General features: G+C 71.7%; 31 protein-coding genes and 2 pseudogenes. 8 read left to right on the top strand and 25 right to left on the bottom strand.

The features are described from left to right. Nucleotides 1-90: 90 nt before the first annotated feature. Nucleotides 91-501: a VOC family protein gene (locus tag ACIBPB_RS19965; protein ID WP_396841044.1), complete on the bottom strand. Its 411-nt coding sequence runs from the start codon at nucleotides 499-501 to the stop codon at nucleotides 91-93. A gap of 145 nt (nucleotides 502-646) precedes the next feature. Between ACIBPB_RS19965 and ACIBPB_RS19960 the strand changes: the two genes are divergently transcribed. The 3 genes and pseudogenes from ACIBPB_RS19960 (at nucleotide 647) to ACIBPB_RS19950 (ending at nucleotide 3,570) form a co-directional block, all read left to right on the top strand. Beyond that, nucleotides 647-1,006, top strand: coding sequence for a YraN family protein (locus ACIBPB_RS19960; protein ID WP_396841043.1), 360 nt, complete (start codon nucleotides 647-649; stop codon nucleotides 1,004-1,006). Nucleotide 1,007: 1 nt separating this feature from the next. Further along, nucleotides 1,008-1,925, top strand: a pseudogene (locus ACIBPB_RS19955) (YifB family Mg chelatase-like AAA ATPase); the annotation flags it as partial. A gap of 91 nt (nucleotides 1,926-2,016) precedes the next feature. Further along, a complete protein-coding gene (locus ACIBPB_RS19950; RefSeq protein WP_396841042.1) occupies nucleotides 2,017-3,570 on the top strand; it encodes a recombinase family protein in 1,554 nt (517 codons plus the stop codon). A 583-nt stretch (nucleotides 3,571-4,153) separates the two neighbouring features. Here ACIBPB_RS19950 and ACIBPB_RS19945 read toward each other — a convergent pair. The 15 genes from ACIBPB_RS19945 to ACIBPB_RS19875 all read right to left on the bottom strand — a co-directional run bounded on the left by ACIBPB_RS19945 (nucleotide 4,154) and on the right by ACIBPB_RS19875 (nucleotide 14,159). Beyond that, entirely contained in the window at nucleotides 4,154-4,471 is a 318-nt protein-coding gene (locus ACIBPB_RS19945) for an HNH endonuclease (RefSeq protein WP_396841041.1), read from the bottom strand. Next, complete coding sequence (locus ACIBPB_RS19940; protein ID WP_396841040.1) at nucleotides 4,471-5,166, bottom strand: hypothetical protein; 696 nt, start codon at nucleotides 5,164-5,166, stop codon at nucleotides 4,471-4,473. Before ACIBPB_RS19940 ends, ACIBPB_RS19945 begins: the two co-directional genes overlap by 1 nt. Nucleotides 5,167-5,645: 479 nt before the next feature. Further along, nucleotides 5,646-6,053, bottom strand: coding sequence for a hypothetical protein (locus ACIBPB_RS19935; protein ID WP_396841039.1), 408 nt, complete (start codon nucleotides 6,051-6,053; stop codon nucleotides 5,646-5,648). 114 nt (nucleotides 6,054-6,167) lie between these two features. Continuing rightward, nucleotides 6,168-7,286: a hypothetical protein gene (locus ACIBPB_RS19930; RefSeq protein ID WP_396841038.1), complete on the bottom strand. Its 1,119-nt coding sequence runs from the start codon at nucleotides 7,284-7,286 to the stop codon at nucleotides 6,168-6,170. Nucleotides 7,287-7,387: 101 nt separating this feature from the next. Further along, nucleotides 7,388-7,846 carry a hypothetical protein gene (locus tag ACIBPB_RS19925; protein ID WP_396841037.1) on the bottom strand — a complete coding sequence of 153 codons (459 nt, stop codon included), beginning with the start codon at nucleotides 7,844-7,846 and terminating at the stop codon, nucleotides 7,388-7,390. Then, entirely contained in the window at nucleotides 7,843-8,088 is a 246-nt protein-coding gene (locus tag ACIBPB_RS19920) for a hypothetical protein (protein ID WP_396841036.1), read from the bottom strand. The genes ACIBPB_RS19925 and ACIBPB_RS19920 overlap by 4 nt, the downstream gene beginning before the upstream one ends. A 20-nt stretch (nucleotides 8,089-8,108) precedes the next feature. Beyond that, nucleotides 8,109-8,405 carry a hypothetical protein gene (locus tag ACIBPB_RS19915; protein ID WP_396841035.1) on the bottom strand — a complete coding sequence of 99 codons (297 nt, stop codon included), beginning with the start codon at nucleotides 8,403-8,405 and terminating at the stop codon, nucleotides 8,109-8,111. Then, nucleotides 8,402-8,638, bottom strand: a complete 237-nt coding sequence (locus ACIBPB_RS19910; RefSeq protein WP_396841034.1) for a hypothetical protein — start codon at nucleotides 8,636-8,638, stop codon at nucleotides 8,402-8,404. The genes ACIBPB_RS19915 and ACIBPB_RS19910 overlap by 4 nt, the downstream gene beginning before the upstream one ends. A 291-nt stretch (nucleotides 8,639-8,929) precedes the next feature. Then, nucleotides 8,930-9,580 carry a hypothetical protein gene (locus ACIBPB_RS19905; protein WP_396841033.1) on the bottom strand — a complete coding sequence of 217 codons (651 nt, stop codon included), beginning with the start codon at nucleotides 9,578-9,580 and terminating at the stop codon, nucleotides 8,930-8,932. Beyond that, nucleotides 9,577-9,702, bottom strand: a complete 126-nt coding sequence (locus ACIBPB_RS19900) for a hypothetical protein (protein ID WP_396841032.1) — start codon at nucleotides 9,700-9,702, stop codon at nucleotides 9,577-9,579. Before ACIBPB_RS19900 ends, ACIBPB_RS19905 begins: the two co-directional genes overlap by 4 nt. A gap of 238 nt (nucleotides 9,703-9,940) precedes the next feature. Then, nucleotides 9,941-10,132, bottom strand: a complete 192-nt coding sequence (locus tag ACIBPB_RS19895; RefSeq protein WP_396841031.1) for a helix-turn-helix domain-containing protein — start codon at nucleotides 10,130-10,132, stop codon at nucleotides 9,941-9,943. A 724-nt stretch (nucleotides 10,133-10,856) separates the two neighbouring features. Continuing rightward, a complete protein-coding gene (locus ACIBPB_RS19890) occupies nucleotides 10,857-12,602 on the bottom strand; it encodes a helicase HerA domain-containing protein (protein WP_396841030.1) in 1,746 nt (581 codons plus the stop codon). Beyond that, a complete protein-coding gene (locus ACIBPB_RS19885; protein ID WP_396841029.1) occupies nucleotides 12,599-13,327 on the bottom strand; it encodes a DUF2637 domain-containing protein in 729 nt (242 codons plus the stop codon). The genes ACIBPB_RS19890 and ACIBPB_RS19885 overlap by 4 nt, the downstream gene beginning before the upstream one ends. Beyond that, a complete protein-coding gene (locus tag ACIBPB_RS19880) occupies nucleotides 13,324-13,482 on the bottom strand; it encodes a hypothetical protein (RefSeq protein WP_396841028.1) in 159 nt (52 codons plus the stop codon). Before ACIBPB_RS19880 ends, ACIBPB_RS19885 begins: the two co-directional genes overlap by 4 nt. Continuing rightward, the gene (locus ACIBPB_RS19875; protein ID WP_396841027.1) at nucleotides 13,479-14,159 is read right to left on the bottom strand and encodes a helix-turn-helix domain-containing protein; all 681 of its coding nucleotides are present in this window, start codon (nucleotides 14,157-14,159) and stop codon (nucleotides 13,479-13,481) included. The genes ACIBPB_RS19880 and ACIBPB_RS19875 overlap by 4 nt, the downstream gene beginning before the upstream one ends. 94 nt (nucleotides 14,160-14,253) lie before the next feature. Between ACIBPB_RS19875 and ACIBPB_RS19870 the strand changes: the two are divergent. Together ACIBPB_RS19870 and ACIBPB_RS19865 are read left to right on the top strand one after the other, a co-directional pair. Then, nucleotides 14,254-14,868: pseudogene (locus ACIBPB_RS19870) on the top strand (ATP-binding protein); the annotation flags it as partial. Next, nucleotides 14,865-16,049, top strand: coding sequence for a DNA-processing protein DprA (locus ACIBPB_RS19865; protein ID WP_396841026.1), 1,185 nt, complete (start codon nucleotides 14,865-14,867; stop codon nucleotides 16,047-16,049). The pseudogene ACIBPB_RS19870 and the gene ACIBPB_RS19865, both read left to right, overlap by 4 nt. 183 nt (nucleotides 16,050-16,232) lie before the next feature. Here ACIBPB_RS19865 and ACIBPB_RS19860 read toward each other — a convergent pair whose 3' ends face one another. Beyond that, nucleotides 16,233-16,574: a hypothetical protein gene (locus ACIBPB_RS19860; RefSeq protein ID WP_396841025.1), complete on the bottom strand. Its 342-nt coding sequence runs from the start codon at nucleotides 16,572-16,574 to the stop codon at nucleotides 16,233-16,235. 622 nt (nucleotides 16,575-17,196) lie between these two features. Between ACIBPB_RS19860 and ACIBPB_RS19855 the strand changes: the two genes are divergently transcribed. Together ACIBPB_RS19855 and ACIBPB_RS19850 are read left to right on the top strand one after the other, a co-directional pair. Continuing rightward, nucleotides 17,197-18,228, top strand: a complete 1,032-nt coding sequence (locus tag ACIBPB_RS19855; protein WP_396841024.1) for a tyrosine recombinase XerC — start codon at nucleotides 17,197-17,199, stop codon at nucleotides 18,226-18,228. A gap of 55 nt (nucleotides 18,229-18,283) precedes the next feature. Further along, complete coding sequence (locus ACIBPB_RS19850) at nucleotides 18,284-19,465, top strand: aminotransferase class V-fold PLP-dependent enzyme (protein ID WP_396841023.1); 1,182 nt, start codon at nucleotides 18,284-18,286, stop codon at nucleotides 19,463-19,465. Between the two features lie 202 nt (nucleotides 19,466-19,667). On the opposite strand, the gene ACIBPB_RS19845 is transcribed toward ACIBPB_RS19850, so the two are convergent. Then, nucleotides 19,668-20,312 (bottom strand): murein hydrolase activator EnvC family protein, encoded by a 645-nt coding sequence (locus tag ACIBPB_RS19845; RefSeq protein ID WP_396841022.1) that lies wholly within the window; start codon nucleotides 20,310-20,312, stop codon nucleotides 19,668-19,670. A 131-nt stretch (nucleotides 20,313-20,443) separates the two neighbouring features. Here ACIBPB_RS19845 and ACIBPB_RS19840 point away from each other — a divergent pair, with 131 nt between their 5' ends. Beyond that, complete coding sequence (locus ACIBPB_RS19840) at nucleotides 20,444-21,073, top strand: SAM-dependent methyltransferase (protein ID WP_396841021.1); 630 nt, start codon at nucleotides 20,444-20,446, stop codon at nucleotides 21,071-21,073. Between the two features lie 146 nt (nucleotides 21,074-21,219). Here the strand turns inward: ACIBPB_RS19840 and ACIBPB_RS19835 are convergent, their stop codons facing one another. The 7 genes from ACIBPB_RS19835 to trmD all read right to left on the bottom strand — a co-directional run bounded on the left by ACIBPB_RS19835 (nucleotide 21,220) and on the right by trmD (nucleotide 25,892). After that, nucleotides 21,220-21,543, bottom strand: a complete 324-nt coding sequence (locus ACIBPB_RS19835; RefSeq protein WP_007075222.1) for a DUF2469 domain-containing protein — start codon at nucleotides 21,541-21,543, stop codon at nucleotides 21,220-21,222. Beyond that, on the bottom strand, nucleotides 21,540-22,367 hold the full coding sequence (locus tag ACIBPB_RS19830; protein ID WP_396841020.1) for a ribonuclease HII: 828 nt from the start codon (nucleotides 22,365-22,367) through the stop codon (nucleotides 21,540-21,542). The genes ACIBPB_RS19835 and ACIBPB_RS19830 overlap by 4 nt, the downstream gene beginning before the upstream one ends. Next, the gene (locus ACIBPB_RS19825; protein ID WP_396841019.1) at nucleotides 22,361-22,852 is read right to left on the bottom strand and encodes an NUDIX hydrolase; all 492 of its coding nucleotides are present in this window, start codon (nucleotides 22,850-22,852) and stop codon (nucleotides 22,361-22,363) included. The genes ACIBPB_RS19830 and ACIBPB_RS19825 overlap by 7 nt, the downstream gene beginning before the upstream one ends. A 47-nt stretch (nucleotides 22,853-22,899) precedes the next feature. Continuing rightward, nucleotides 22,900-23,532: a signal peptidase I gene (lepB, locus tag ACIBPB_RS19820; RefSeq protein WP_357329053.1), complete on the bottom strand. Its 633-nt coding sequence runs from the start codon at nucleotides 23,530-23,532 to the stop codon at nucleotides 22,900-22,902. Continuing rightward, the gene (gene lepB, locus ACIBPB_RS19815) at nucleotides 23,529-24,410 is read right to left on the bottom strand and encodes a signal peptidase I (protein WP_046568746.1); all 882 of its coding nucleotides are present in this window, start codon (nucleotides 24,408-24,410) and stop codon (nucleotides 23,529-23,531) included. The genes lepB (ACIBPB_RS19820) and lepB (ACIBPB_RS19815) overlap by 4 nt, the downstream gene beginning before the upstream one ends. 163 nt (nucleotides 24,411-24,573) lie before the next feature. Continuing rightward, complete coding sequence (rplS, locus tag ACIBPB_RS19810; protein ID WP_396841018.1) at nucleotides 24,574-24,933, bottom strand: 50S ribosomal protein L19; 360 nt, start codon at nucleotides 24,931-24,933, stop codon at nucleotides 24,574-24,576. Nucleotides 24,934-25,103: 170 nt separating this feature from the next. Then, nucleotides 25,104-25,892 carry a tRNA (guanosine(37)-N1)-methyltransferase TrmD gene (gene trmD, locus ACIBPB_RS19805; RefSeq protein ID WP_396841017.1) on the bottom strand — a complete coding sequence of 263 codons (789 nt, stop codon included), beginning with the start codon at nucleotides 25,890-25,892 and terminating at the stop codon, nucleotides 25,104-25,106. Nucleotides 25,893-25,899 lie beyond the last annotated feature (7 nt).

Below are 25,899 nucleotides of genomic sequence, written 5' to 3'. Positions count from 1 at the left end.
GAGCCGGGCCGGCGGGTCGCCCCGGCGGGTGACGACGTCCGCGTCGGCCGTCGTGGCGGACCCGGCGCGGCGGGACCGGTGCTACCCGCCCTACTTGCCCGTGGGCCAGATCGGACCCCGGTCGGTCCAGGTGACGCCCTTGTTGCGGCAGAGGCAGAACGGGTGGCCGACGGGGTCGGTGTAGACCCGCCAGCCGTAGCCGTTGGGGCCGACGGAGTCCTGCCGCAGGGTCGCGCCGAGGGCCAGAATGCGGTCCTGCTCGGCCTCGATGTCGTCGACTTCGAAGTCGAGATGGAACTGCTTGGGGTGCTCGCCGTCGGGCCACCGCGGGGCGCGGTAGTCCGCCACCCGGATGAAGGCCAACTCGATGTCGCCGAACCGGATACCGGCCCAGTCGCTGTCGCTGCCCTCCTTGACCGGGCGGCCCGTCACCGCTGCGTAGAAGGCCGCCAGCTCCATCGGGTCCGGGCAGTCGATGATGAAATCAGTGAGTCGCAGCATGCGGCGATGCTGCCACACGGTCAAACCAGCCGGAGCCGTAGCACACCCGACCCATGATCGTCCGGTCGTCCACAGCCCACCCCGTCATCCACAGGCGGGCGTCGCCGGAGCACGCCACCGCCCGGTAGGCGGCACGGTCGTCGCCATGACGAAGCGGAACCAGGCCGTCGGCGCGTACGGCGAGCGGTGCGCGGTCCGGCACCTGATCGAGGCGGGACTGCGCCCGGTCGCCCGGAACTGGCGGTGCGCCGACGGCGAGATCGACATCATCGCCTGGGAGGGCGAGGTGCTCGCCTTCTGCGAGGTCAAGACCCGCCGCACCGACGACTTCGGCACCCCCGCCGAGGCGGTCGTCCGGGCGAAGGCACGGCGGCTGCGCGGCCTGGCCGCGCGCTGGCTGGCCGAGACCGGCACCCACGCCGACGAGGTCCGCTTCGACGTCCTCGCCGTCCGGCTCCCCACCGCCGGGCCGGCCCGGGTCGAGCACCTGAAGGGCGCGTTCTGAGATGAGCTACGCCAAGGTGCTCTCCGTCGGGCTGGTCGGCGTGACCGGACACGTGGTGGAGGTGGAGGCCGACCTCGCCCCCGGGCTGCCGGGCGTGGTCATCTCCGGCCTGCCCGACACCGCCCTGCACGAGGCCCGGGACCGGGTCCGGGCCGCGATCGTGAACTCGGGCCAGAAGTGGCCGAACCGGCGGATCACCCTCAACCTGCTGCCGGCCACCCTGCCCAAGTACGGTTCGGCGTTCGACCTGGCCATCGCGGTGGCCGTGCTCGGCGGCTCGGGCGAGTTGCCGCTGCTGCCGCTGGACCGGACGGTGATCCTCGGCGAACTGGGCCTCGACGGCGCGGTCCGCCCGGTGCGCGGCGTCCTGCCGATGGTCGCCGCCGCCGCGCGCGCCGGCCTGGACCGCGTCGTCGTGCCCGCCGCCAACGCCGCCGAGGCGGCCGTGCTGCCCGGCGTACGGGTCCGGGCCGTGGACACGCTGCACCGCCTGGTGGCCTTCGTCCGCGACGGCACGCCGCTGCTGCCGCCACCGGCCGCCGAGCCGCTCACCGCCCCCGGCGGCCCCGACCTGGCCGACGTGGCCGGTCAGGGGTTCGGCCGCCGGGCGCTGGAGGTGGCCGCCGCCGGCGGGCACCACCTGGCCCTGCTCGGCCCGCCCGGCGCCGGCAAGACCATGCTGGCCGAGCGGCTTCCGTCGATCCTGCCGGCGCTGGACGACGACGCCGCGCTGGAGGTCACCGCGCTGCACTCCATCGCCGGTCTGCTGCCGCCCGGCGGACGGCTGCTGCGCCGCCCGCCGTTCCAGGCGCCGCACCACACCGCCACGGTGCCGTCCCTGGTCGGCGGGGGCTCCGGCCTGGCCCGCCCCGGGGCGGTGTCGCTGGCCCATCGCGGGGTGCTCTTCCTCGACGATGCGAAGTCAACTCTTTGACGCCGCCCCCCTGCTCACCTACCCTGCCTGGTCAGGCAGCCGGCAACAGGGGGAAACAGTGGGCAGGGTACTCGGCGTGATCCGGCTCTCTCGGGAACGGGAAGAGTCGACCTCGGTCGCACGGCAGCGTGCCTACATCACGGCATGGGCTGAGCAGAACGGGCACACGATCGTTGGGTGGGCTGAGGATGAAGGCGTGTCCGGCAGCGTGCCGCCGTGGGAACGTCCGCAGCTCGGCGAGTGGCTGCCGACCAGCCTCGGTGGCAGGGCAGACGTTGCCCGGTTCGACATCCTCTGCGCATGGCGGCTCGACCGGGTGTCCCGTCGGGTGCTCCACCTCGCCGCACTGATGGACTGGTGCCGCTCGACCGGGCGAGCGATCGTGTCGACCTCGGAAGGGTTCGACATCAACAGCCCGATGGGCGCGGTGTTCGTCAACATCCTTGCCGCGCTGGCGGAAGGCGAACTTGAGGCGATCAGGGAACGTGCCCGGTCATCGTTCGCCCACCTGATGAAGCAGGGCAGGTGGCGTGGTGGGTTCGTGCCGTACGGGTACCGGGCCGTCAAGGCTGACGCCGGCAGCGGATGGCGGTTGGACGTTGACCCCGAAACCAGCAAGGTTGCTCGGGAGATCGTGCGCCGCATCATCGCCGGGGACTCGGCCAACTCGGTGGTTCGCTGGCTCAACGAGACAGCCACCCCGAGCCCGCTCGACGCACAGCGGAAGCGCGCCGGCAAGGCGACAACCGGCACCGAGTGGCGGGTGGCAAACCTGCTCAAGATGCTGCGCTCTCACACCCTGCTCGGGTACGCCGAGATGACCGAGACCAGGACCAAGCCGGACGGCACCAGGGAGACGTTCACCCGGCTGGTTCGTGGCGAGGACGGGTTGCCGCTGCGTCGGGCTGAGCCGATCGTGAGCGCCACTCAGTGGGAGCAGCTACAGGAAGCGTTGCGGCGCAACGCCAACCCGAAGGCAGGCAACCGGGTCGGTGGCTCTCCCCTGCTGCGCGTGGCGTACTGCGAGTGCGGAGAGCCCCTGTACCGCAACCGGGGACGGAATGGCATGTACTACCGCTGCGGTCTGCGTGCCCGTGCTGGTCGCAACTGCCCGCGTGGCATGTCCTCGATCCCCGCTCACGTCCTGGAGCACGTCACCGAAGAGACCTTCCTGCTCGTTGCCGGCGACCTGGAGGTGATGCGCCGGGCGTTCGTCCCCGGATCGGACCACGCTGCCGAACTCGCCGACGTAGAAGAGTCGATGACCGAGCTGCGGGAGCACCTTGCCGCCGGACTGTTCCGAGGCGAGCGGGGCAAGGCTGAGTTTGCCCAGATGTACGGCGCGTTGGAGGTGCGCCGGGAAGCGTTGGAGGCGCTGCCCTCCCGCCCCGATGAGTGGAGGCTTGAGCCGACGGGGCAGACGTACCGGCAGCGGTGGGAGTCCCTGACATCGGCAGCCGACCGCAACCGAGAGATGCGGGAAGCAGGCTTGAAGGTGATCGCGTACGCCGAGCCGTCCGCCGAAGAGTTGGCGCGGATGGATGATCCCGACGACTTCAAGCGGGTGCGCGTGGTGATCCCCGAGGATCTGATGGCGCGGGTGGAGGCGCACGCAGCCAAGGCAGCCTGACCAGGCGTACCCGCCCGCCCGCTCAGGTCGCCTCACAGCGCCGCTCACCTGGTCGGGGTGGTCCTGTCTGCCCTCGGCTGCCTGTCGCTCCGGCTCGCTGTGTGCCTGGTTGCCTGCCCGGCTGCGGGTAGGTGTGCGTCGATGCATGGTCATGCAGGGGTGCGCGGGTGGGTGTCGGCCAGGGGGTGGGGGGTAGACCCCCTTGACCTGGGACGCCGCACCGAGTGGTCTTAGGACGCCTGGTCGCGCCCCGGTTCAGAAGTCGCCGTGACAGCCGGGGCAGGACGGGCGGAGCAGGGGTGCTGCATGGTTATGCATCCGCTCGCCGGCAAGGATCGCCGGCCACGCCAACCCCCGAGGTGTGAGGTGCCGAAAAATACGGGAGCACCCCGGGGGGTCGACGTGACATCGCTGGTCTACCGCCGGCCGGCTCGCTTCATCGCCCGGTGGTTCCGCTGCCGGCACCGGTCGGAGCAGAACTCCCGCACGTACGCAGACCCTCCCGGCAACGGTTCTTCACACCAGCCGCAGAGGTTCGCCGCCCAACGCAAGGCACGTTCTTCACTGGTCGGGATCGACTGGCTCACAGCATCCCCGGGTGCTGCTCGGTGCGGCGGTACCGGGAGTCGACGCGGCGCATGTTGGCGACCCTTGCCGCCGTACCTTCACGGCCGGTCTTCTTCGCGTGGTGGTGGTGGCAGAGCGCGCGGAGGTTGGTCATCGCGTGGTTGTCGCCGGGCACGATGTGGTCAACCTCGTCGGCCGGCTCGTAGCACTTCTTGCCGGACCCGTCTTCCTTCACCCACTGGCAGGCGTAGTTGTCGCGCCGTAGCACTCGCTCGCGGATCTGCTTCCAGTTCGCCGGCAGGCGACTCGCTCGGTTGCTCGTGTCCCATGCCATCAGGCAGCCACCTGCTCGGCCTGGTCGTGAGTCGCCGCCCAGTAGGCGACGTGCACCAGCGAGAGCCCGTCGCCGATCGTCCGCCGATGCGCGTTGTCGAACCGGGTGTGGCAGGGGCGGCACATCGGCACGTACTTGTCAGGGTTGGTGCTGTACGGCTTGCGGGCCTCGCGACCCTTGATGTCTGCGCGCTCGTCGTAGTCGGCGTGGGAGTACGCCCACTGGTCGGCCTGGTTGCCGCAACGGCAGAGGTAGAGGGAGGCGCTGCCCCGCTCGTTCTTCACGCGGGCGTGTGCGCCGTCGTAGGTCAGTAGCTCCTGCCGTCGGGGGTCAACGTGGTTGGCTCGGTCGGCGCAGTTGGTGGTGATCCCTCGGGCAACGTTGTTGATCTGCAACGCCTTGACGTTCCCGCACTCGCATCGGAACAGAGCCCGAGGCTCGCCGCTGCCCTCGATCCGCTCGACCAGGGTCAGCGAGCCGTAAGCGTTGCCGGGGATGTGCTTGCGGCTCGCCGGCCGGCTGGTCGGCTGAGGCTTGCGCGGGCGAGGGTGGGCCTGCCTGGCTTGCCGCTCACGCTGCCGGCGAGCCTGGTCCCGGCAACGCTCGCCGCAGTGGATGGCCTGCGGTCGCTTCCCTTCCATCGTGCCGCCGCAGTGCTGGCAGGCGCGCTCGGTCATCTGGTCAGTGGTGTTCACTCTGGTTCGTCTCCTGTAGGTCTTGCACAGCAAGGGGCACAGGCTCGCGTATCCCGCTCAGAAGCTCTGAGAGTCGCGAGATCCTGTGCCCCTGCATGGGTGTTGGTGTTGGTGTGCTGAGCCGTCAGCGTGGCTCTGGGCGGGCTGCTCTGCGCTGCCTCTGCCTGCGTCGTACGTCGCGCTGCCGGCAGGCATGGGAGCAGAACCGGGGTGCTCGCTGGGTACTCGGCCGGATCGGCTTGCCGCACTGCTCGCACAGTCCGGGGTTCTCTCGCTCCCGGCCGATGCGTAGGACCAGGTCGCCGTTCCGCCGGATGCGCCGACGGTGCCGCTCGCAGTAGCCGTACCCGTGGCGGGGTTGCTCGCAGCCGTCGACCAGGCAGCGTCGGTCGGTGGTGTGGTTGGTGTTCGTCATGTCGTGTCCAGGAGGGAAGGGGGAAGGGCGGGCGGACCTCCGCCCCTCCCCGTTCACCCGTCTGTCAGGCGGCGATGCAGCCGAGCGACAGGGTCAGCTCGGTCCGCCCGTCGGCCTGGTCGGCAACGTGCGAGATCACGTACGGGTCGCCCGGCCGGTACTGCATGTTCGAGCCGCCGCCCGGGTAGACGCGGCTCTGCGGCTTGCCGATGATCCGCTGCACCTCGGCGCGGAAGTGCTCCAGCGGGAACACCTGACCGGCCGGGTAGGCGATGACCACCCGAACCAGGCCGGACACCTTGCCGGCAGCGCTGGCGGCGTAGATCTCGACGCCGTCCTGGTCGGCGACGGGCGAGACGTGCACGGCCGGGGCAGCCGGCTCGGCGGAGTCGACCTCGACGGGGAAGCCGTGCAGGGCGAGGGTCAGGCGGTTGGCGTCGATGGTGTCGGCGATGAACTGAGCGATAGACACTGTTGGAACTCCTTGGTTCGTTGAGAGGGGTTGTTGCTTGGGGTGGGTGAGGGGGTGGAGCGGGCGGGAGTCCGCGCAGCCGGCGGACCCCTCGCCCTGGTTGGGGTCACTCGGTCAGCCGGCGACCCGAGCGACGGCGTCGACCTCGACCACCACTCGCACACCGCTCTTGAGCGAGTTGCTGAACTCGTTGCCCGGGGTCGGCTGCTCGGTGGTGGGCTGCTCGCTCACGACGTGGGCAGCCTTGATCCGGCCGATGCCGGCCGCCACCTCGCCGACCAGCTTGCCGACGCTGTTGCGGGTGTACTCGCCGATCTGTCGGGTGCCGACCACGCGGGAGGTCAGGTCGAACACAACCCGCACAGTGCGCCGCTCCTGGTCGCCGTCCCGCCCCCGGTTGGTGACGGTCACGGTGTTGAGCGCCGAGCCGATGTTCTTCACCTTCGCGGCCTGGTCCCAGAGACCGTTGCCGCCGTACAGGCCACCGCCGTACGGGTCGCTGGTGCGCTGGTTGGACCGGCCGCCCCGGTTGGTGATGCTGTCGATCAGGTCCAGGGCGAAGTTCCGCAGAGCGTTGCTGTCGACCTCGGCCGGCAGGGCCGGGACGTCCGGCTTGACGTTGGACAGCCGAACATCGACCGTCACACCCTGCGGGCTCGGGCTGGCGTTGGTGCTCACCAGGGCAGCGCCGCTCGCCTCGATGCGGGCGAGGCCGGCGAGCATGGCAGCGCCGTCGATCGGCGAGCCGTTCGGCGAGACAACGGTGATGCCGACCTGACCGGACATGATGCCGGTAGCGGGGTTGGTGGTGGTGGCGCTGGCCTGACCGATGTACACGCCGGGCTTGCTGCGGTCGTCGGCGTTGATCGCCACCGTCAGACCGAACACGCCGAACGCGAACGGGTCAGCCTCGATCCGCTCAGCAACGAACCGGGCGAGCGTCGGCGAGTCGATGGCCTGAGCGGAGTCGAGAGCACGCTCAGCCGGCTTGACCGCCTTGCGGGCAGCCTCGATCAGGTAGCCGAGACGGGTGATCTCAGCTTCCGCGGTGACCAGGTCGAGCGCGCTCACCTTGTCGTCGCCACGGGTCAGCCGGGCGACCAGCTCGGCGGCAGTCTCCTCGGCCTGCTCGTGCTCGGCCTGCCGCTGGTCGACCAGGGCAAGCGCCTCGGTCAGCTTCTCGGCGGCGATGTCGGTAGCGGTACGGGTGGTGTTCTTGCGGGCGGTAGCCACGGGGTGGGTCTCCTTCGATAGGCGCCCCATGTCGGGGCATGAAAAAAGGCCGGCAGCTAGCCGGCCCGAGGGGATAGGTGGTGCTGTTCGGTTGTGGTGGCTCAGAGGGTGACGCTGGCGGACCAGTAGTGCGCCGCATAGGACGGGCAGCTAGGGATCTTGTTGGCGATGATCGTCCGCTCGATCGTCCGCAGCTTCATCGAGACACCAGGCAGGCCAGCCAGGTACTCGGGAAGCACGTTGCCGGTCCAGCGGTCGACCAGGTTGAGCGGCTTGATGATCAACGGGTCGTCACTGTCAACGAACGTTACGACCAGCAGGCGACCGACGATGCGGTTGCCGTCGACCCACGGTGCCTCTCTCGGACGTACCCGGATGGCCGGGCGGATCTCCGGTCGCATGGTCTTGCCGCGAGCCGCAGACGGCTGCACGTCGACCAGGTCGCCGCAGGCGTTGGCGAGTACCTGGCAGACAAGCGTCGGCAGGATCATGCTCGACTCGTCCCAGACCCGGGAAGCGGGCAGCCGGTGGTCTCGGGGGGTGGGGGTCAGGGTGGTCACCACCGACCACCCGGAACCTGGTTGGCGGCAGCCTGAGCCTCACGGTAGAGCGCCGTCGCCTTGCTCAGCTCCTCGGTCGCCTCGGTGATGTCGGCGGCAGTGGAGTCGGGATCGGCTTGGATGCGGGCAAGCAGCTCGGCGGCGCGAGCCTTGCTGTCGTGCGCCATCGCGTATCGCTGGCTCGCAAGGTCGGCAGCCTTGCGACGCTCAGCCTTGGTGGTCTTGCTGGTCTTGCTGGACACGGGGTGAGAGACCTCCTCGGTCATCGGGAACGGCGGGCAGCTCGGGCAACGGCAACGGGGTCGAAGTCGTCGCCCTGGTCGCCGTCGTCGTCGGTGGTGTCAGTGGGGTTGTCGATCCGGGCGAGTTGGGCTTGGCTGCGCTTCATCGCAAGGGCGACCTTGGATGCGCGGATCGCCTGCTCAACCTCGGCCGGGGTGTAGCCGTCGGCGATGCCGTCGGGCAGGTTGGTGGGTCGCATGGTCTTGCCGTCCACCCGGTGATCGGCGAGACGTTCGGCGAGGGACCACACCCGCTCGGGGAAGTCGTAGCGGCTCACTGGTCACCCCGGATGTGCCGCAGAGCGGCGTGGGCGTTGGTGAGCATGCGGCGAGCGATCACTACCGCGTCGGCAGCGTCGGCGATCTCCTGGCTGTCGCCGGAAGCGTGAGCACGAACCAACCGAGCCTCAGCATCGGAGCGACGGTCGAAGCAGAGCGCCACAACCTGCTCGGCCAGGGTGAGAGCGTCGATGTGGTCGGAGTCGGTGTAGGTGAGGGAAGCGAGGATCACGGGGTGATGTCTCCTGTTCGTCGGCAGGGTTGATCCGCCGGCTGTCGCCGGCAGGGTGATCGGTGAGGGTTGCTCTCGCGGTGCAGTGGCGAGCGCGGAGCAGAGTGCCCGGGTACCTCGGGGCAGAGGGAGCGTCGGCAAAGAGCTTCCCGATGGTGGCCGCGTACGCGGCCCAACCTGGTCGAGCGGGTCTCCCGGTTGATGCGGCCTCCGGCCGCTCATGCTCTCGCCGCTGCCTGGTCACCTCGGGAGCGCAGCGGCACGGCGCGCGTAGCGCACAGCGCCCCAGGGCTACAGGTTCGCCCAGACGTCTTCGGTCGGCTTGGGCTCGACCCTGACTGGCTCGGCCGGCGCAGCCGGCGTGAACGGTTCAACCAGGTCCCAGACCGAGGGGACAGGCTCGGCTACCTGGCTCGGCTTGGTGAAGATGCCGAGAGGTTGATCCCTCTGGGTAGTTACATGGGTAGTTACATGGGTAGTTGTGGTCTCGATATCGGTACTCGACTGAGTCTCGATATCAGGACTCGACTGAGTCTCGATATCGGTACTCGGGGCACCCTCGGTCGGCACCTCCCGAGTCTCGATATCGGTACTCGGTGGAGCGCCAGGGACAGCCAACGCCGAGAGGTTCCACAGGCTCGGCGACCCGAGCCGGTACTCATCCGACGTGCCCCGCTGCCAGTCGCCCTCGGCCACCCGGACGAACACCCGTGCAGCCCGAGCCTTGTCGAGCGCCTTGCTGATGGTCGTGCGGTTCGCTCGGGTGTTGGTCTGCAACAGCTTGTAGCCGGGGAAGATCCCGCCGCCAGTGTTGGTGTCGGCGTAGGTTGCCGCCGAGAAGATGATGCCCATCTCGGCCGCAGAGAAGTACTTGCCGGTGCGGTTCACCTGGCCGAACGCATCCAGCCAGTCGAACAGGATGGCTCGGCTACCGGCGTTCACTGCCGACCCTCCATCGCTGCGATCAGGTCGGACTCGCTGAACCGGCCGAACGGGTCGGCAACCTCGTAGGCGTACGTCGACACGTACTGCACCTCAAGGTCTACCCGGCTGTCTGCCAGCACGCCACGCAGCCAGGCACCTCGGGGGGACGTGTCTCGCCTCGCCTGTTGGCGCATCTCTCGTACCCGCTGGCGCATCACGTTCGCGGGGGCAACGGTGTCGATCACTGGTGGCTCGCCTCCTGGTCGTGGGTGTGTGTTCACTCGCCGCTGAGCAGGCCACGTAGCCGGGCTCGCTGCTCGGGGGTGAGGGGTGGTGCCTCGCTGGCGATCCGCTCGGCGATGCGCCGCAGCTCGTCTGTCACCAGGTCTGCTCTCGGGCGTACTGCTCGACCTCGGTGACGGCGTAGTAGACCCTGCCGCCATGGCGGATGTACCGCATGCGGCTGCGGTTCTCGCTGCGCTGGTTGATCAGGGTCCGGGCGGACAGCCCGAGCCGCCGGGCCGCCTCGTTGGTGTCGACGTACTCGACGCCGTTGATCGTGTACTGCACGGGTGGTTGCCTCCTGTTCGTGGTGGTGTGGTGGTTCGCCTACCTGGCGCAGGGCATGAAAAAACGCCGCATCCCTGGTGGGACACGGCGTGCGTGGTGGTGCTGGTGGGTGCTCGGCGAGCAACCCTCACAAGTAAGAGTCGCCAGCAGGCCGGCGTTTTATGCGCTGTCGTGACCGGGCTCACAGGATCACACCCGGCAGCCTGGTCGAGCAGGGGTCGGCGAGCAACCCCCACAAGTAAGAGTCGCCAGCAGACCGGCGTTCTGGCGGGACTTGTGTCCGGGCTCACGGCAGCCGGCTCGACGGGGGGCCAGCGAGCAACCCTCACATGTAGGAGTCGCCAGCAGACCGGCGTTCTACAAGCAGTCGTGACCGGGCTCACCTGGTCGACCTGGTCGACCCGCTCGGCGAGCAACCCTCACACCTAGATATCGCCAGCAGACCGGCGTTCTGGCGGGACTTGTGTCCGGGCTCACCTGGTCGACCTGGTCGACCCGCTCGGCGAGCAACCCTCACACCTAGATATCGCCAGCAGACCGGCGTTTTATGCGCTGTCGTGACCGGCCTCACGGCGAGCCGGTCGAGCGGGGGTCGGCGGGCAACCCTCTACAGTTAAGACGGGTTGATCTTGGCGTTTTACCGGCAACTATGACCGGGCTCACGCAAGCAGACTGCCCGCCACCCCGAGGACCAGGGCGACAGGCAGCCGGTCTGCTGGTCGGGCTACTCGGTGGGAACCCCTGCCCAGCGGGCAAGGTCGGCCCGGTCGTAGACATCCACGCCGTTGACCCTGTTGCGCGGGGTGGGCACGTCACCTACTCGCCGCTGTGCTCTCTTCTTGGTCGCCTCGTACGACCAGGGAAGGACACCCGTGGCGCACGCCTCCTTGAGCGTCAGCCTGTTGTCCCCGCAGGGCTTGATAGGCGCGCTGACCTGGGAAGGGGACATGTCCGGGGACATCGCCAGCGAGCGAGCCTCTGAGGCGGTCAGGTAGGCCACCTGGCACTCGGTCACCTGGTCGCCGATGACCACCTGCCACCGGCCACGCACCCGGGATGCGCGAGGCATGGCAGCCTGCGGGCACAGCATCTTCCAAGCGTTGGCGGTGTACCGGGCGAGGCAGCGCACCCCGAAGTTCTCCCGGCTCTCCGGTCCGCCGATGGCTCGGGCAGTGAGTAGCTGAGCGATGCCGATCACGTTGACCTTGGCGCTGCGGCCCATGAACAGCAGTTCGCCGAGAGCCGAGACAGCCGGCGACCGCTTGGGGTCACCCTTCTCCCGGTTCTCTGCCCACCAGTTCGCGAGCTGCGTCAGGGTCGCGTTCAACTCCTCGCAGATGACCAGCACCCGGGGACCGGGGTCCCAGCCGTCTGCCTCGTGAAACGCCAGGGTGTTCCGCTCATCGGCGAGAGCAGCCAGCTTCACCAGCGCGTCATGCATCTGCCCCGGCTTGGTGCAGTAGTCGACCTGGTCGAGACCGAGCGCCCAACGGTGCGAGCCCTTCCGGTCAAGGATGACCACCCGGCCACCCCGACGGAGCACCTGCACGGCGACCAGCTCGGCGAGCACGCTCTTGCCGGCACCCGTACCGGCAGACACGGCGATGTGCGGGGAGTCGTCGTCAAGGCTGATCGTCACCGGCTGGTTGCCGGCACCTTGCCCGAGGTAGAAGACAGCGTCATCGGCCGGCAGGTGCTCGGCGACCTGGTCGACACCGACGCGGGCGGGTGGACGCTTACGCACCGTCCATGTAGCCGTTACCCGCAGACCGACCTGGTGCCAGGACTCGACCAGGTCAGAGACGGGGATCTTGCTGCCGATGATGGAAGAGACCAACTGCCGCTGTTCCCTGGTCAGGTACGGGGTGTCGGCGACCAGCTCGATACGCGGACCCTGGTCGCCGTCGACCGGCCGGCGGAACACAGCCAGCCGGGAGGTGACCGGCTGTGCCTTGCGCTGCACCGACCAGGCTGCCCGCTGAGCACGCTCAGGAAGCCACCGGATGATCGGCTCTACGTGCTCGCCGTACCAGGCACGTACGGCTGTCTCAGCCGGGCTGAGCGGCTTGGCCAGTCTCGGGGTGAGGTTGCCCAACGTCGGGTCGACGTGCAGTCGTACGCCGGTCTGTAGACCCATCGCCGGCGCAAGGGCAGCCAGGGTCGGGGTGACGTACTCGCGGTTGAACCGGCGCATGGTGAACCGGCGACGCACCCGCCAGCCGGCAACCAGCGCAGCCGAGCCGACCAGTGAGCCGACCTGCTCGGGCTGAGCCACAGCCAGCGCAGCCGTAGCCGGCACGCTGAGCCGGATCACCTGACGCTGCCAGCCGGTGAGCCGACCAGCGCCACGGCTCAAGTACGGGTAGCCGGTCTTGCCGCTGAGCGGCCTACCGGAGACGTACCGGTAGGCCACCCGCGACACGGTGTGCTTGCGCCGCAGCTTGCGGATAGCCCGCTCAAGCTCGGTCACGCCGCCATCTCCGCAAGCTCGGGCGCGCTGCCGTTGATGGCAGGTTCCGCAGGCTGCGCCGGGGACGGCGAGCCAGCCGAGCGGGTAGGCCGGTACCGCTTGACCGTCGCCAGCGAGACACCGGCAAGCTCAGCGATCCGAGCGTGCGTCGCCTCGGGCTCGGCGAGGTGAGCCGACATGATCCGGTCAGCCGAGGTGAGCGAGCGGGGGACAGGCTTGCGGCTCGGCTCGCTGGTCCGCTTGACCGGCTGAGCCTTGACCGGCTCGACGGCGACCGGCTCACGGATCGGCTCAGGCTCGACGGCGACCGGCTCGGCCACCTTGACCGGCTCGGCCTGGTCGACCGGCTCAGGCTGGATCAGCTTGCCCCGGCGAGACAGCACCTCGACGGCGAGCAGGAAGGCGACCGGCGGAACGGCGGCAACGGCACGGGCAGTCCACGTCGGGTGAGCCGAGGCGATGTTGGCAGCCAGCGTGGCGACGATGCCGAACGCCACGGCGAGCCGGGCGGACAGGCGAGGCTTCCGGTTGCTGCGCTTGTCGTCGAGCATCGCCAGCGTGCCAACCAGGATCAGCCCATCGATGGACAGCGGGAGCACCGACGCAACCGAGACGTGCTCGCCGGCCTGCCGGGCGACCTTGTAGATGTGGGAGAACGAGGCGTAGCCGGCGACCAGGGCGACCAGGCCGGTGGTCAGCCGAGAGGCAACAGACGTGGCGTTCACGGGCGGATCTCCTTGTGGGCGGTGCGGGTGACGTCGTCGGCGACCTGCTCTGCGTGCCGCTCAGCCGTCCGGCGGGCGATCACGAACGGGGCGAGCATCACGGCGGGTCCGCCGATCAGGACCAGGACCAGGGCGTAGGCGGCAGTGGCGTTCATCGGCCACCCGCCAGAGCCTCGGAGCGGCACGGGCCGCAGTTGGTAGCCGAGCTACCCCGGTGCCTCGGGCACTGCTCCACGTCCCGCTGAACGGGCAGGGCAGCACCAGTGAGAGCCCGAGGGGTGAAGGTCTTCTTGCCGTTGATCTTCGGAGAGGTCTCTCCCGCGCTTGCGCGGTTGAGGGTTCTCTGACGGTTCAAGGACGGTTCGTGTGAAGCAGGCTTCACCCCGGTCGGTACTGCACTTCCTGCCGCTCGGAAGCCTGCTTCACCCCGGTCGGCAACCGGGAGGAAGTCAGCTTCACCCCGGTTTTCCACAGGCTCGGGAACCTCGGTCGGCTTGCCGGATGCCGGCTCGGCGAACGGGTCGAGCGAACCGGGAACGGTCCGCCGACGCTCCATCGCGAGATCCCAGACAACCGGACGCCGGTCGGTGGGCAGGTGCAGGACGTGTCGCTGATCGCCCCGGCGGATGATCCCGAGGCGTTCCAACTCCTTGATGTCGTTCGCCACCGCGCGGACCGACTTGCGGGCGTAGTGGGCGAGCCGTTCCCGGGACGGGTACGCGGCTCTGCCGTTGGCGTGGGCGTGGTTGGCGAGACCGATCAGCACGGCCAGGCAGGAAGGGGGCAGGTCGGGCGCGTCGTTCAGCGCCCAGGTCAGGGCCTCTACACTCATGGGCGGGCGGACCTCCACTGTCCGTCAAGGCCCCGGATCACAGACGTTGGCGCGTCTGCCGGGGCCGCTCTCGTTGTGGCGTCAATGGTGATCGCTCGACGAGGCGCCCGAGTTCAGCAAGGCGGCGCTGGAGGCGCTGCGCCAGCCGCTGGAGAGCGGCCGGGTACGGGTGACCCGGGCGCACGGCGCCACCGAATACCCGGCCCGGACCCAACTGGTGCTGGCCGCCAACCCGTGTCCCTGTGCCAAGCCGTCCGGCGATCTCGACTGCGAATGCACTCCCCTGGCCCGCCGGCGCTACCTGGGCCGGCTCTCCGGGCCGCTGCTCGACCGGGTCGACCTGCAGGTGCGGCTGCACCCGGTGCGGGCCGCGGAGCTGCTGGCGACCGGCACCCCGCCCGAGTGTTCGGCCACGGTGGCCGACCGGGTGGCCGGGGCGCGCCGGGCCGCCGCCGACCGGTGGTCGAGCACCGGCCACCGGGTGAACGCGGACGTCCCCGGCCCCTACCTGCGCCGCCCGCCCTGGCAGCTGCCCGGCCGGGACATCCGGGAACTGCGCCGGCGGCTCGACTCCGGTTCGCTCTCCGCCCGGGGGTTCGACCGGGTGCTCCGGCTCGCCTGGACCATTGCCGACCTGGACGGACGGGACCGGCCGGACGGCGACGACATCGCCGAGGCGGTGCAGCTGCGGCTGGGTGAGGGCGGATGACCGGCACCGATGACGACCGGCTGGCCCGGGTGGCGCTGACCTGGCTGACCGAGCCGGGCACCCGCGCCGTGTTCCACCTGGTCGAGGAGGTCGGCGCGGTCGCCGCGCTGGACCTGGTGCTGCGCGGCGACGTGGCGGACTCGACGGTGCGGTCGGCCGTGGCGGCCCGGTCGGCCGGCGGTGACGCCCGGCTGGTGGCCGAGCGGGCGTTGGCCCGCACCGAGCGGCTCGGCGCCCGCCTGGTCATCCCGCACGACGACGAGTGGCCGGCCCGGGTCGCCGACCTGACCCGGCTCCAGCTGGCCGGGGCCGACCGCAAGGTCGACCGGGAGACCGCGCCGCCGCTCTGCTTCTGGGTACGCGGCGCCTGGCCGCTGGGGCAGGCCTTCGAGCGGTCGGTGGCCGTCGTCGGGGCGCGGGCCGCCACCCCGTACGGCACGCACGTGGCCACCGAACTGGGCTACGGCCTCGCCGAGCGGGACTGGACGGTCGTCTCCGGCGGCGCGTTCGGCATCGACTCCGCCGCGCACCGCGGCGCGTTGACCGCCGGCGGGCTGACCGTGGCCGTGCTGGCCTGCGGGCTGGACCGCCCCTATCCGATGGGCAACACGGCGCTGTTCGACCGGATCGCCGAGACCGGCCTGCTGGTCAGCGAGTGGCTGCCGGGCGCGGAGCCGCTGCGGCCCCGCTTCCTCATCCGCAATCGGGTCATCGCGGCGGCCACCTGCGGCACGGTGCTGGTCGAGGCGGCGAAGCGCAGCGGGGCCACCCAGACGCTGAACCGGGCGATCGGCGTGCTGCGCACCGGGATGGTGGTGCCGGGACCGGTCACCTCGGCCATGTCCGTGGGCGCGCACGAGGTGCTGCGCGACCAGCCCGCCGCCCGGCTGGTGTGCGGGGTCGCGCACGTGCTGGAGGAGGTGGGACGCATCGGTGCCGACCTGGCGCCGCCGGCCCGGGAACCGGAACGCCTCCGCGACCGCCTCGACGACGCGGCCACCCAGGTGCTGGAGGCGTTGCCTCGGCGCCGGTCACTCGCGCTGGAGGCCGTCGCGGCCCGGGCCGGGGTCGACCTGCGTACCGCCATGCGGAAGCTGTCCATGCTGGAGGAGTTGTCCCTGGTGGTCCGCCGCGACGACGGGTACGCCCTGGCCCCGGCGCCGTCCGGCGGCCGGAGGTGAGCCGGCTCGTGGTGGCGACGTCAGGCACCCGCCCACTGGAGCTGGGCCGACTCCGACCCGGCCCGGATCGCGATGGCGGGCCCGCTGGCCAGCTCGGTCCGACCCGGACCAGGGCAGGGGCCGAACCCGCCGGCTCGCCGACGGGCGGCGCGCCCGCCGGTGGCCGGCACGCCTTGGTGGGGATCAGTCGCCCTCGAAGCGGATCTCGACATTCCGGCCGTTCAGGCAGCGTCGGACGAGCAGGGCGAGCCGCCGGATCCGCTCGGCCTCCGCCGGCGCCCGGGCCACCTCCATGAGGCAGCGCAGCTCGTCGAGCAGCTGCGGGGCCGACTCCACGCCGACCACCAGCTCGCCGAGCGGGTCGACGCGGTCCAGCAGCGGCGTACGTCCCCCGCCGCGCACCCGCTTGAGCAGGTCCAGGAGCACGTCGTCCGGATCGGCCACCGTCTCGGTCGCGACGTAGGACGGTCGGCCGCGCGGCGGCCCCGCGCGCACCTGCCGGTAGAGGACGGCATCCACACCCACGTCCGGTCCCTCCTCCCGTCAGCGCCCACCCTGCGGCTCGACGCCCGTACCGTCCGACTCGCGAATCACCCTTCCGCGCCGCCACCCGAGGGGTCCGGCGTCACGCACCGCTCCAGCCGCCGCGACTGAGGAGATGCCAACGTCCACGGCGGTCCCGATCCAGCCCTCGCTGCGACCCGATCCGCGACCACCGTCCATTTCGTAGGAACAGTTTCGCCTGTCCAGGCCCCGTTCGGCCAGCCCCGGCAACGAGCCACCCCGGTATCCGGCCGCCGGGCAGCCTCCGCCCCGGGACGCCGCGCGGTTCGGTGATCCAACTGCGGCGCCCATCCAGCCGGGCCTGCCGCCCGGGTGGGCCGCCCGCCCGGTGGCCCGCCCGCCCGGTTGTCCGCCCGCCCGGTGGCCCACCCGCTCGCCCGGTGGGCCGCCCGCCCGGTGGGCCGCCCGCCCAGTTGCCCGCTCGGCGGCCTACCCGCCCGGTGACCCGCCCGCCCGGTGGCCGCGTCGTAGGCTGGATCGGTGTGCACCGCCAGTAGGCTCCACCCGGTTCCCCGCGTACCGCGACCGGGGCGGGCCGGCCCGGCGGGGCGGCGAGCCCGATCCCGACGGCTGGGCGGGACCGGTGAGTAGCGGCGGCCGGCCGGGCACCCGGGACCTGCATCAGGGGCTGCCGCCGGCCATGCGGGAGGCGGTGGACGACTTCGCCGACCACCTGGCCCGGGTCCGCAACCGCTCCGCGCACACCGTCCGGGCGTACGTCGGCGACGTGGTCTCGCTGCTCGACCACGGGACGCGGATGGGCTGTGCGGACCTGTCGGAGCTGGACCTGACGGTGCTGCGCAGTTGGCTGGCGCGGCAGCGGACCACGGGCATCGCCCGCACGTCACTGGCCCGCCGGGCCGCCTCCGCCCGCACGTTCAGTGCCTGGGCGCACCGGGCCGGCCTGCTCGGCAGCGATGTGGGTGCCGCGCTGGCCAGCCCGAAGGCACACCGGGAGCTGCCCAGCGTGCTCCGCGCCGACCAGGCCGCCGCCCTGATGGCCATGCCGGACCGGCACGACGCGGACCACCCGACCGGCATTGCGCACGACGCGGACCGGTCGGCTGGCTCCCCCCGGGGTGCGGACCGCCCGGTCGGGCCGGCCGAGGAGGCGGCGCTGCTGCGGGACCGGCTGCTGCTCGAACTCCTCTACGCCACCGGCGTACGGATCAGCGAGGCGTGCGGCGTGAACGTCGCCGACGTGGACCACGCCCGGCGGGTGATCCGGGTGCTCGGCAAGGGTGGCCGGGAGCGGACCGTGCCGTACGGGGTGCCCGCCCAGCGCGCGCTGGACGAGTGGCTCACCCGTGGCCGGCCGGCCGTGGCCGGTCCCGGCTCGGGCGGGGCGCTGCTGCTCGGGGCCCGGGGCGGACGGCTCAACCCGACCATGGCCCGACGGATCGTCGCCGGGTACGCCGAGGCCGCCGGCCTGCCCCGGACCACCCCGCACGCACTGCGCCACTCGGCCGCGACCCATCTGCTGGAGGGCGGCGCGGACCTGCGGGCGGTGCAGGAACTGCTGGGCCATTCCTCGCTGGCCAGCACGCAGATCTACACCCACGTGTCGGTGGAGCGGCTACGCGCGGCGTACCGGCAGGCGCATCCGCGCGCCTGACCGGCGACCTGGGAGAACCCCAAGTTGATGATCCACGAAGGGCTACGATCGGCGGATGACCGTTCCGCGGCCACCCGACCCGATTCCCGGGGCTCGGCTGCTCTTCTCCCTCGATCCATCGGTCAGCTATCTCAATCATGGCGCGTTCGGCGCGGTGCCGATCGGTGTGCAGCGGGCCCAGCAGCGGCTGCGCGACGAGATGGAGGCGAACCCGCTGCGCTTCTTCACCCAGGGCCTGGTGGAGCGGATCGCCCACACCCGGCGGCACCTGGCCACGTTCCTGGGTGCCGACCCGGACGGCACCGCCCTGGTGGGCAACGCCACCACCGGCGCCGCCGTGGTGCTCCAGTCGCTCGGCCTGCGCGCCGGCGACGAGGTGCTGACCACCGACCACGGGTACGGCGCGGTCGCCTTCGCCGTGGAGCGGGAGTGCGCGCGGACCGGCGCGACGCACCGCTGCCTGCCGGTGCCGCTGGACGCGGGTGACGAGGAGATCGTCGAGATCGTCCGGGCCGGGCTGCGCCCGGGGCGTACCCGGCTGCTGATCGTCGACCAGCTCACCTCGCCCACCGCCAAGCTGTTCCCGACCGCCGCGATCGCCGGGGTGGCCCGCGAGCGGGGCGTGCCGGTGCTGGTCGACGCGGCGCACGCGCCGGGCATGCTGCCGATCAGCGTGGCCTCGATCGGCGCCGACTTCTGGGTCGGCAACCTGCACAAGTGGGCGTACGCGCCGCGGGGCACCGCCGCGCTGGTGGTGAGCGAGCCGTGGCGGGAACGCATCCAGCCGCTGGTCGTCTCCTGGGAACAGCACGGCGGCTACCCCGCGCGGGTCGAATGGCAGGCGACGCTGGACTACACCGGCTGGTTGGCCGCCCCGGCGGGCCTGTTCACCCTGCGCAGCCTCGGCGTCGACCGGGTGCGCGCGCACAACGCCGCGCTGGCCGCGTACGGGCAGCGGGTGGTCGGGGACGCGCTCGGGGTGGCGCCGGCCGACCTGCCGGACCCGGGCGGACCGACGGTGGCCATGCGACTGGTCCCGCTGCCGCCCGGCGTGGCCACCACGGTCGACGCGGCACACGAGCTGCGCGCCAGGATCGCGGAGCGCCTCGGCGCCGAGGTCTCGGTGGCCGGCTGGAACGGCCAGGGCTGGCTGCGCCTCTGCGGCCAGGTCTACAACACGCCGGAGGAGTACGACCGGTTGGCGATCCGCCTACCCACGCTGCTCGCCCAGGGCTGAGCGGTCACTCACCGGACCACCCAGGGGGACAGCACCGGATCGACCGGCCGTGGCCCGCTGAGCGGTCACTCACCGGACCACCCAGGGGGACGGCACCGGATCGACCGGCCGTGGCCCGCTGAGCGGTCGCTCACCGGGCCAGCCGGAAGGGCGACGCTGGGTGCACCGGCAGCAGCCGACCCGTGGCCCGCTGAGCGGTCGCTCATCGGGCCAGCCGGAAGGGCGACGCCGGGTCCACCGGCAGCAGCCGGACCGGCCCGAGGCCGAGCAGGGCGAGCGGGTCCAGGTAGTCCTCGCCCCGGCGCAGGCCCCAGTGCAGGCAGGCCGGCGCCGGGCAGCCGGAGTGGCCGGCGAGCAGCGCGCCGATCGGCGTGCCGGCGGCGACCCGGGCACCGGCCGGCAGCCCGGGTCGGACCGGCTCGTAGGTGGTGCGCAGCCCACCGGCGTGCCCCACGGTGACCACCGGACGCCCGGCCACCGGGCCGGCGAAGAGGATCGTCCCGGCGACGGCGGCACGGACCTCGGTGCCCGGGGCGGCGGCCAGGTCCACTCCCCGGTGGCCGGGCAGCCACGGCTGCGGCGGCGGGTCGAACCGGCGTACCGGCCGGGGCGTGCCGGCGAGCGGCCAGGCCGCCGCCGTCCACAAGGGTCCGCCGGCCGGGGCGTGGTGGTATCCCCTGGCCCCGCCGACGCCCGGCGCCGATGACGCCGCCCCCGACTCACCGGCTCCGGGCGCCGGCCCGGCCGCCGCGACGCGGGCGCCCGGCAGGATGGCCGGCCCGGTGAGGTGGAGGGTGAGCAGCAGGCATCCGGCGGCGGCCAGCCGCCCCGACGGTGAGGTCCACACGCCGGCAGCCTGTCGGCGGACCGACCCGTCCCGCCACCGCCGGCGGGCGTCTTTGTGGACGGTGGTCGGGCTGTGGACAGCGCCCCGCGCACGGGGCAGATCTGCTACGGGACCGGGCCTATGCTGGCGGCGTGACGACGGACTGGTACGCCTGGCACGCCGACTACGACCAGCCGGACTCGGCGCTGTCCCGGCGGCTGGCCGAGGTGCGCGACCAGGTCCGGGCGGCCCTGGACACCGCGCCGGCCGGTCCGCTGCGGGCGGTCAGTCTCTGTGCCGGCCAGGGGTCCGACCTGCTGCCGGTGCTCGCCACCCATCCCCGCCGCGACGACGTGACCGCGCGCCTGGTCGAGCTGGACCCGCGCAACGCCGAGGTGGCCCGGCGGTTCGCCGCCGAGGCCGGCCTGAGCCGGGTGGAGGTGGTGGTCGGGGACGCCGCGGGCACCGACCAGTACGCGGACCTGGCGCCGGCGCACCTGGTGCTGGCCTGCGGCATCTTCGGCAACATCGTCGACGCGGACATCCGGAACACGGTCCGGCACTGCGCCGCGCTCTGCGCCACCGGCGGGACGGTCCTCTGGACCCGGCACCGCCACGAGCCGGACCTGGTGCCCACCATCTGCGCGTGGTTCGCCGAGGAGGGCTTCGAACCGGTCGCGGTGAGCAGCCCCGCGGACGGGGTCGGGGTGGGCGCGCACCGCTTCACCGGGGCGCCCCGCCCACTGCCGGCCGGCGCCACCATGTTCGAGTTCGTGCGCTAGCCGACGACCGCAGCCGGCCGGGCGCCGGGCGGCCGGGCGCGGGGCGGCCGGGCGGCCGGGACGCGGAATAAGGCCCGCCGGCTACCTGCTGCGGCGGGTCGAGATGGTGGCGGCGGGTGTCCGGCCGCCGGGCCGGGACGGCCGGGTCAGCCGCCGAATCCGGAATCTGCGGGAAGCGAAATGTCGGGCTTTTCGAGCTCTTCGACGTTGACGTCCTTGAAGGTCATCACCCGGACATTCTTCACGAACCGCGCCGGACGGTACATGTCCCACACCCAGGCGTCGTGCATCTCGACCTCGAAGTAGACCTCGCCGTCCGAGTTGCGGACGTGCAGGTCGACCTGGTTCGCCAGGTAGAAGCGGCGCTCGGTCTCCACCACGTAGGAGAACTGGCGGACAATGTCGCGGTACTCCCGGTAGAGCTGCAGCTCCATCTCGGTCTCGTACTTCTCGAGATCTTCCGCGCTCATCGCACTCCGCCTTCCATGACCACATCTTCCCCCACCGGTGCCGGGGGTCGCGGCTGCTCGCCCAACGCCACGCCGACGGTACTCCCTGGCGCGCCGGAGCGCTCCATCGGCGTGTCCGGGCCCTCAGCCACCCCGCCACCGACCACCGGGCGCCGGGCCCGGGGCGGCCGGCCGTCCCGGCCCGAGACGGCCGCCACGTTCACGTACGAGAAGCGGTGCTCCCGGCAGGGCCCCCGCTCCCGCAGCGCGGCGGTGTGCTCGGGGGTGATGTACCCCTTGTGCTCGGCGAAGCCGTAGCCCGGGTACCGCCCGTCCAACTCCACCATGATCCGATCCCGGGTGACCTTGGCGAGCACGCTCGCCGCCGCCACGCAGGCGGCCACCCGGTCGCCCTTCCAGACCGCCAGCCCCGGCACGTCCAACCCGTCGACGCCGAAGCCGTCGGTCAGCACGTACTCCGGGCGGGTGGCCAGCGAGGCCAGCGCGCGCCGCATGGCGGCCAGGTTGCACACGTGCAGCCCGCGACCGTCGACCTCCTCGGCCGGGATGACCACCACCGCGTACGCCAGCGCCCGCGCCACCACCTCGTCGTAGACCCGTTCCCGGGCCGCCGGGGTGAGCAGCTTGGAGTCGGCCAGCTCGTCGATCTCGCCGCGCCGCCCCTCGGGCAGCACCGCGGCGGCGGCCACCAGCGGGCCGGCGCAGGCCCCCCGGCCGGCCTCGTCGGCGCCCGCCACGTGCCGGAAGCCCCGCCGTTGCAGGGCCCGTTCCAGGGCGTAGAGGCCGCCGTCGCGGCGCACCACGGTGCGCGGCGGGGTCAGCACGGCAGGCTCCCGTTGCCGGCGGGCACCGAACCGGCGCCGAGCGCCCGGGTGAGCAGGTCCGGCAGGTCGGCCGGGTAGTACCGCTCGGTGCTGGCGGCCAGCTCCGCGGCCGTCCACCAGCGGTGCCCGTGCACGCTGGCCCGCTCGATCTCGTCGAAGCCGGCCGTGTCGACCGCCCAGCCGGGCACCCGGACCAGAAAGAACTCCTGCTCCTGCCGGTACCAGACGCCGTCGAACGGGAACTCGATCGTCTCGGCCCGGACCGGGTCGCCCAGCTCGGCCGGGGCCAGCCGCAGGCCGGTCTCCTCGGCCAGCTCGCGGGCCGCGCCCTCGGCCGGGGTCTCCTCCGGGTGCAGGCCACCACCGGGGGTGAACCAGTAGCGGTGGGCGGGCCGGGCCGGATCGCTGCCCTCGAAGAGGAGCACCCGGCCGCCCGCGTCGACGAGCAGCACCCGGGCCGCGCGGCGAGGGTGGTAGGTGGTCACCGCCCAAGACTGCCAGACGGCTCCGACAGCGGCCCACGCCCTCCCGGTCAGGGCTTGGGAATCCCGTCGAACTGCTTCGGCACGCTGAGCCAGGTGGCCCGGTTGACCGGCCAGAAGATGGTGAAGGCCCGGCCGATGACCTGGTCCTCGGGAATGGTGGCCTCGTTGATGTCCTCGCCCGACTGCTGCCAGTGCTCCAGCGAGTCGCCGGAGGCCTCCCGGTGGTCACCCATCACCCAGAGCCGACCCTCCGGCACGGTGATGTCGAAGTCCTGGTCCGCCGGCTTGTTGCCGGGGAAGATGAACGGCTCGTCGATCGGCTTGCCGTTGATGATCAGGCGCTCCTGGTCGCCGGTGTGGTCGCAGCAGACGACGTGGTCGCCACCGACGCCGATCACCCGCTTGATGAAGTCCTCGCCGTCGGGGTTGCCACTCCACTCGGTGGGCGCCTTGAACACGATCACCTCGCCCCGGTGCGGGGAGCGGAAGTCGTAGACCAACTTGTTGACCAGCACCCGATCGTCGATCTTGAGAGTGTTCTCCATGGAGGGCGACGGGATGAAGAAGGTCTGCAGCACGAAGGCACGTACCAGCACCGCGACCAGGATCGCCACACCCAGGAGAATGGGCAGCTCCTTCCAGAAGGAGCTGCGCGGCTTTTCGGTCTGCTCGTCAATCACGGGAGGAGCCTACGTCCCCGGGTGCGACGCAGTCGCCCCGAACGCGCGAGAACGGAGAGGGCGGCCGAGGTCGGCAGGAGCAGGACCACACCACCCACCGGGTTCGGATCCACCGGCACCGGCCGGGCCGGCGCCGCGTCGGGCTGCGGCAGGTCGGCGAAGGTCCGCGGGACGGGCAGGGTGGTCCACCGCTGCTGCGGCCAGACGATCATGAAGGCCCGCCCCACCACGTTGTCGATCGGCACCGGCCCCTGGCAGCGGGCGTCCTGCGAGACCAACCGGTGGTCACCCATCACGAAGATCTGCCCCGGCGGTACGACCACCTCGTTGAACTTGCGGGAGCGGCACTCCTTCGGGTTCGGCGGCAGGTTCTCCGGGGAGTCCTCGGTCACGTACGACCGCTCGTCCAGCGGCACGCCGTTGACCACCACCCGGCCGTCGTCGCAGCACCAGACCTTGTCGCCGGGTACGCCGATGACCCGCTTGATGAAGTCCTTCTCCCCCGGCCGGCTGACGCCGACCAGATCGCCCAGCGTGCGGCCGAGCTTGCCGACGAAGTTGGTCGGCGGCGCGGGGGCCTCCTGGGCGACCCAGTTGTCGGTGCCCCGGAAGACCACCACCTCGCCACGGACCGGATCGCGGACGTCGTAGACGACCTTGTTGACCAGCACCCGGTCGCCGATGAGCAGGGTGTTCTCCATCGACCCGGAGGGGATGAAGAACGCCTGGAGCAGGAAGGTGCGGATCAGCACCGCGAGGCAGAAGGCCACGATCAACAGCAGTGGCAACTCCTGCCAGAGCGGCATCTGCCGCCGGGTGCGCCGGGACCTCCGGCGCCACGGATCGACGGCGCCGTCCTCGTCAAGCATCTGCACCATGCCACTCTCCGGTCCGCGGAAACGACACTACCGCCCGGGAGCCTCGTCGTGAGGCCCCACGGGCGGCAGTGGACCGCTGTACGCCGTCCCGCGCCCGTACGACCAGGGTAATGGGATCTGGTCGATACGACATCCGCGCAGGTCAGGCGTGGCGAGCGGGAGTTCAGCTGGCCGACTGCTTCTCGCGCAGCTCCTTGATCTTGGCCTTCTTGCCGCGCAGCTCGCGCAGGTAGTAGAGCTTGGCCCGCCGCACGTCACCGCGGGTCACGACCTCGATCCGGTCGATCGCCGGGCTGTTCAGCGGGTAGGTGCGCTCCACGCCCACGCCGAAGCTGACCTTGCGGACCGAGAAGGTCTCGCGCAGACCGTCACCCTGGCGGCGGATGACGACGCCCTGGAAGATCTGGACCCGGGACCGGTTGCCCTCGACGACTCGCGCGTGCACCTTGACGGTGTCACCGGCGCGGAAGTCGGGCAGGTCAACGCGCTTCGACTGGGCGTCAAGGGCGTCCAGGATGTTCATCGCTGCGTCCTCGTGAGGCTCACGGCGCATCGTCAGTCGATGCGCGGATGGGTGATTCTGACCCCCGGGTGGTGGTCGGCGACGCCGACCCCCGGCGGGGATCCACAGAGCCGACCCCCGGTCGAGGGTCCTCGCAGCCGCCCACGGCGTGGACGGATGCGGCAACCCCTCTACTTTGCCACATCCCCCGGCGGCAGCTGAAATCCACCCCGCTCCAACGCCGCCCGGTCCCGTTTGTCCAGGCTCTCCCCGGGCAGCGCGGCGATCATGTCGGGGCGGCGGTCCGCCGTGCGCAGCAGCGCCTCGTCGCGCCGCCAGCGGGCGATCCGCCCGTGGTCGCCGGAGCGCAGCACCTCGGGCACCTCGTGCCCGCGCCAGCTCGACGGCTTGGTGTACATCGGGGCCTCCAACAGCCCGTGGGCGTGCGACTCCTCGTCCAGCGAGCCGGCGTTGCCCAGCACCCCGGGCAGCAGCCGGGTGACCGCCTCGAGGATCACCAGCACCGCGACCTCGCCGCCGAAGAGCACGTAGTCACCGAGGGAGACCTCGGTCACCCGCATCCGGGTCGCCGCGTGCTCGAGCACCCGCTGGTCGATGCCCTCGTACCGGCCGCAGGCGAAGAGCAGGTGCGACTCGCCGGCCAGCTCGTGCGCCATGGCCTGGGTGAACGGGACGCCGGCCGGGGACGGGACGAGCAGCCGGGGCAGGGTGTGCCCGTCCGGGCTCAGCTCGTCGGGGGCCAGGGCGTCCAGCGCCTCGCCCCACGGCTCCGGCCGCATCACCATGCCGGGACCGCCGCCGTAGGGCGTGTCGTCGACCGTGCGGTGCACGTCGTGGGTCCAGGTCCGCAGATCGTGTACGGCCAGCCGCAGCGTGCCGTTGGCGCGGGCCTTGCCGATCAGCGACAGGTCCAGCGGGGCGAAGTACTCGGGAAAGATCGACACGATGTCGACGCGCATGGGGTGG

The organism is Micromonospora sp. NPDC049836 (assembly GCF_044465125.1).
Lineage (GTDB): Bacteria > Actinomycetota > Actinomycetes > Mycobacteriales > Micromonosporaceae > Micromonospora.
This window is presented reverse-complemented; position numbering and strand designations above follow the sequence as displayed.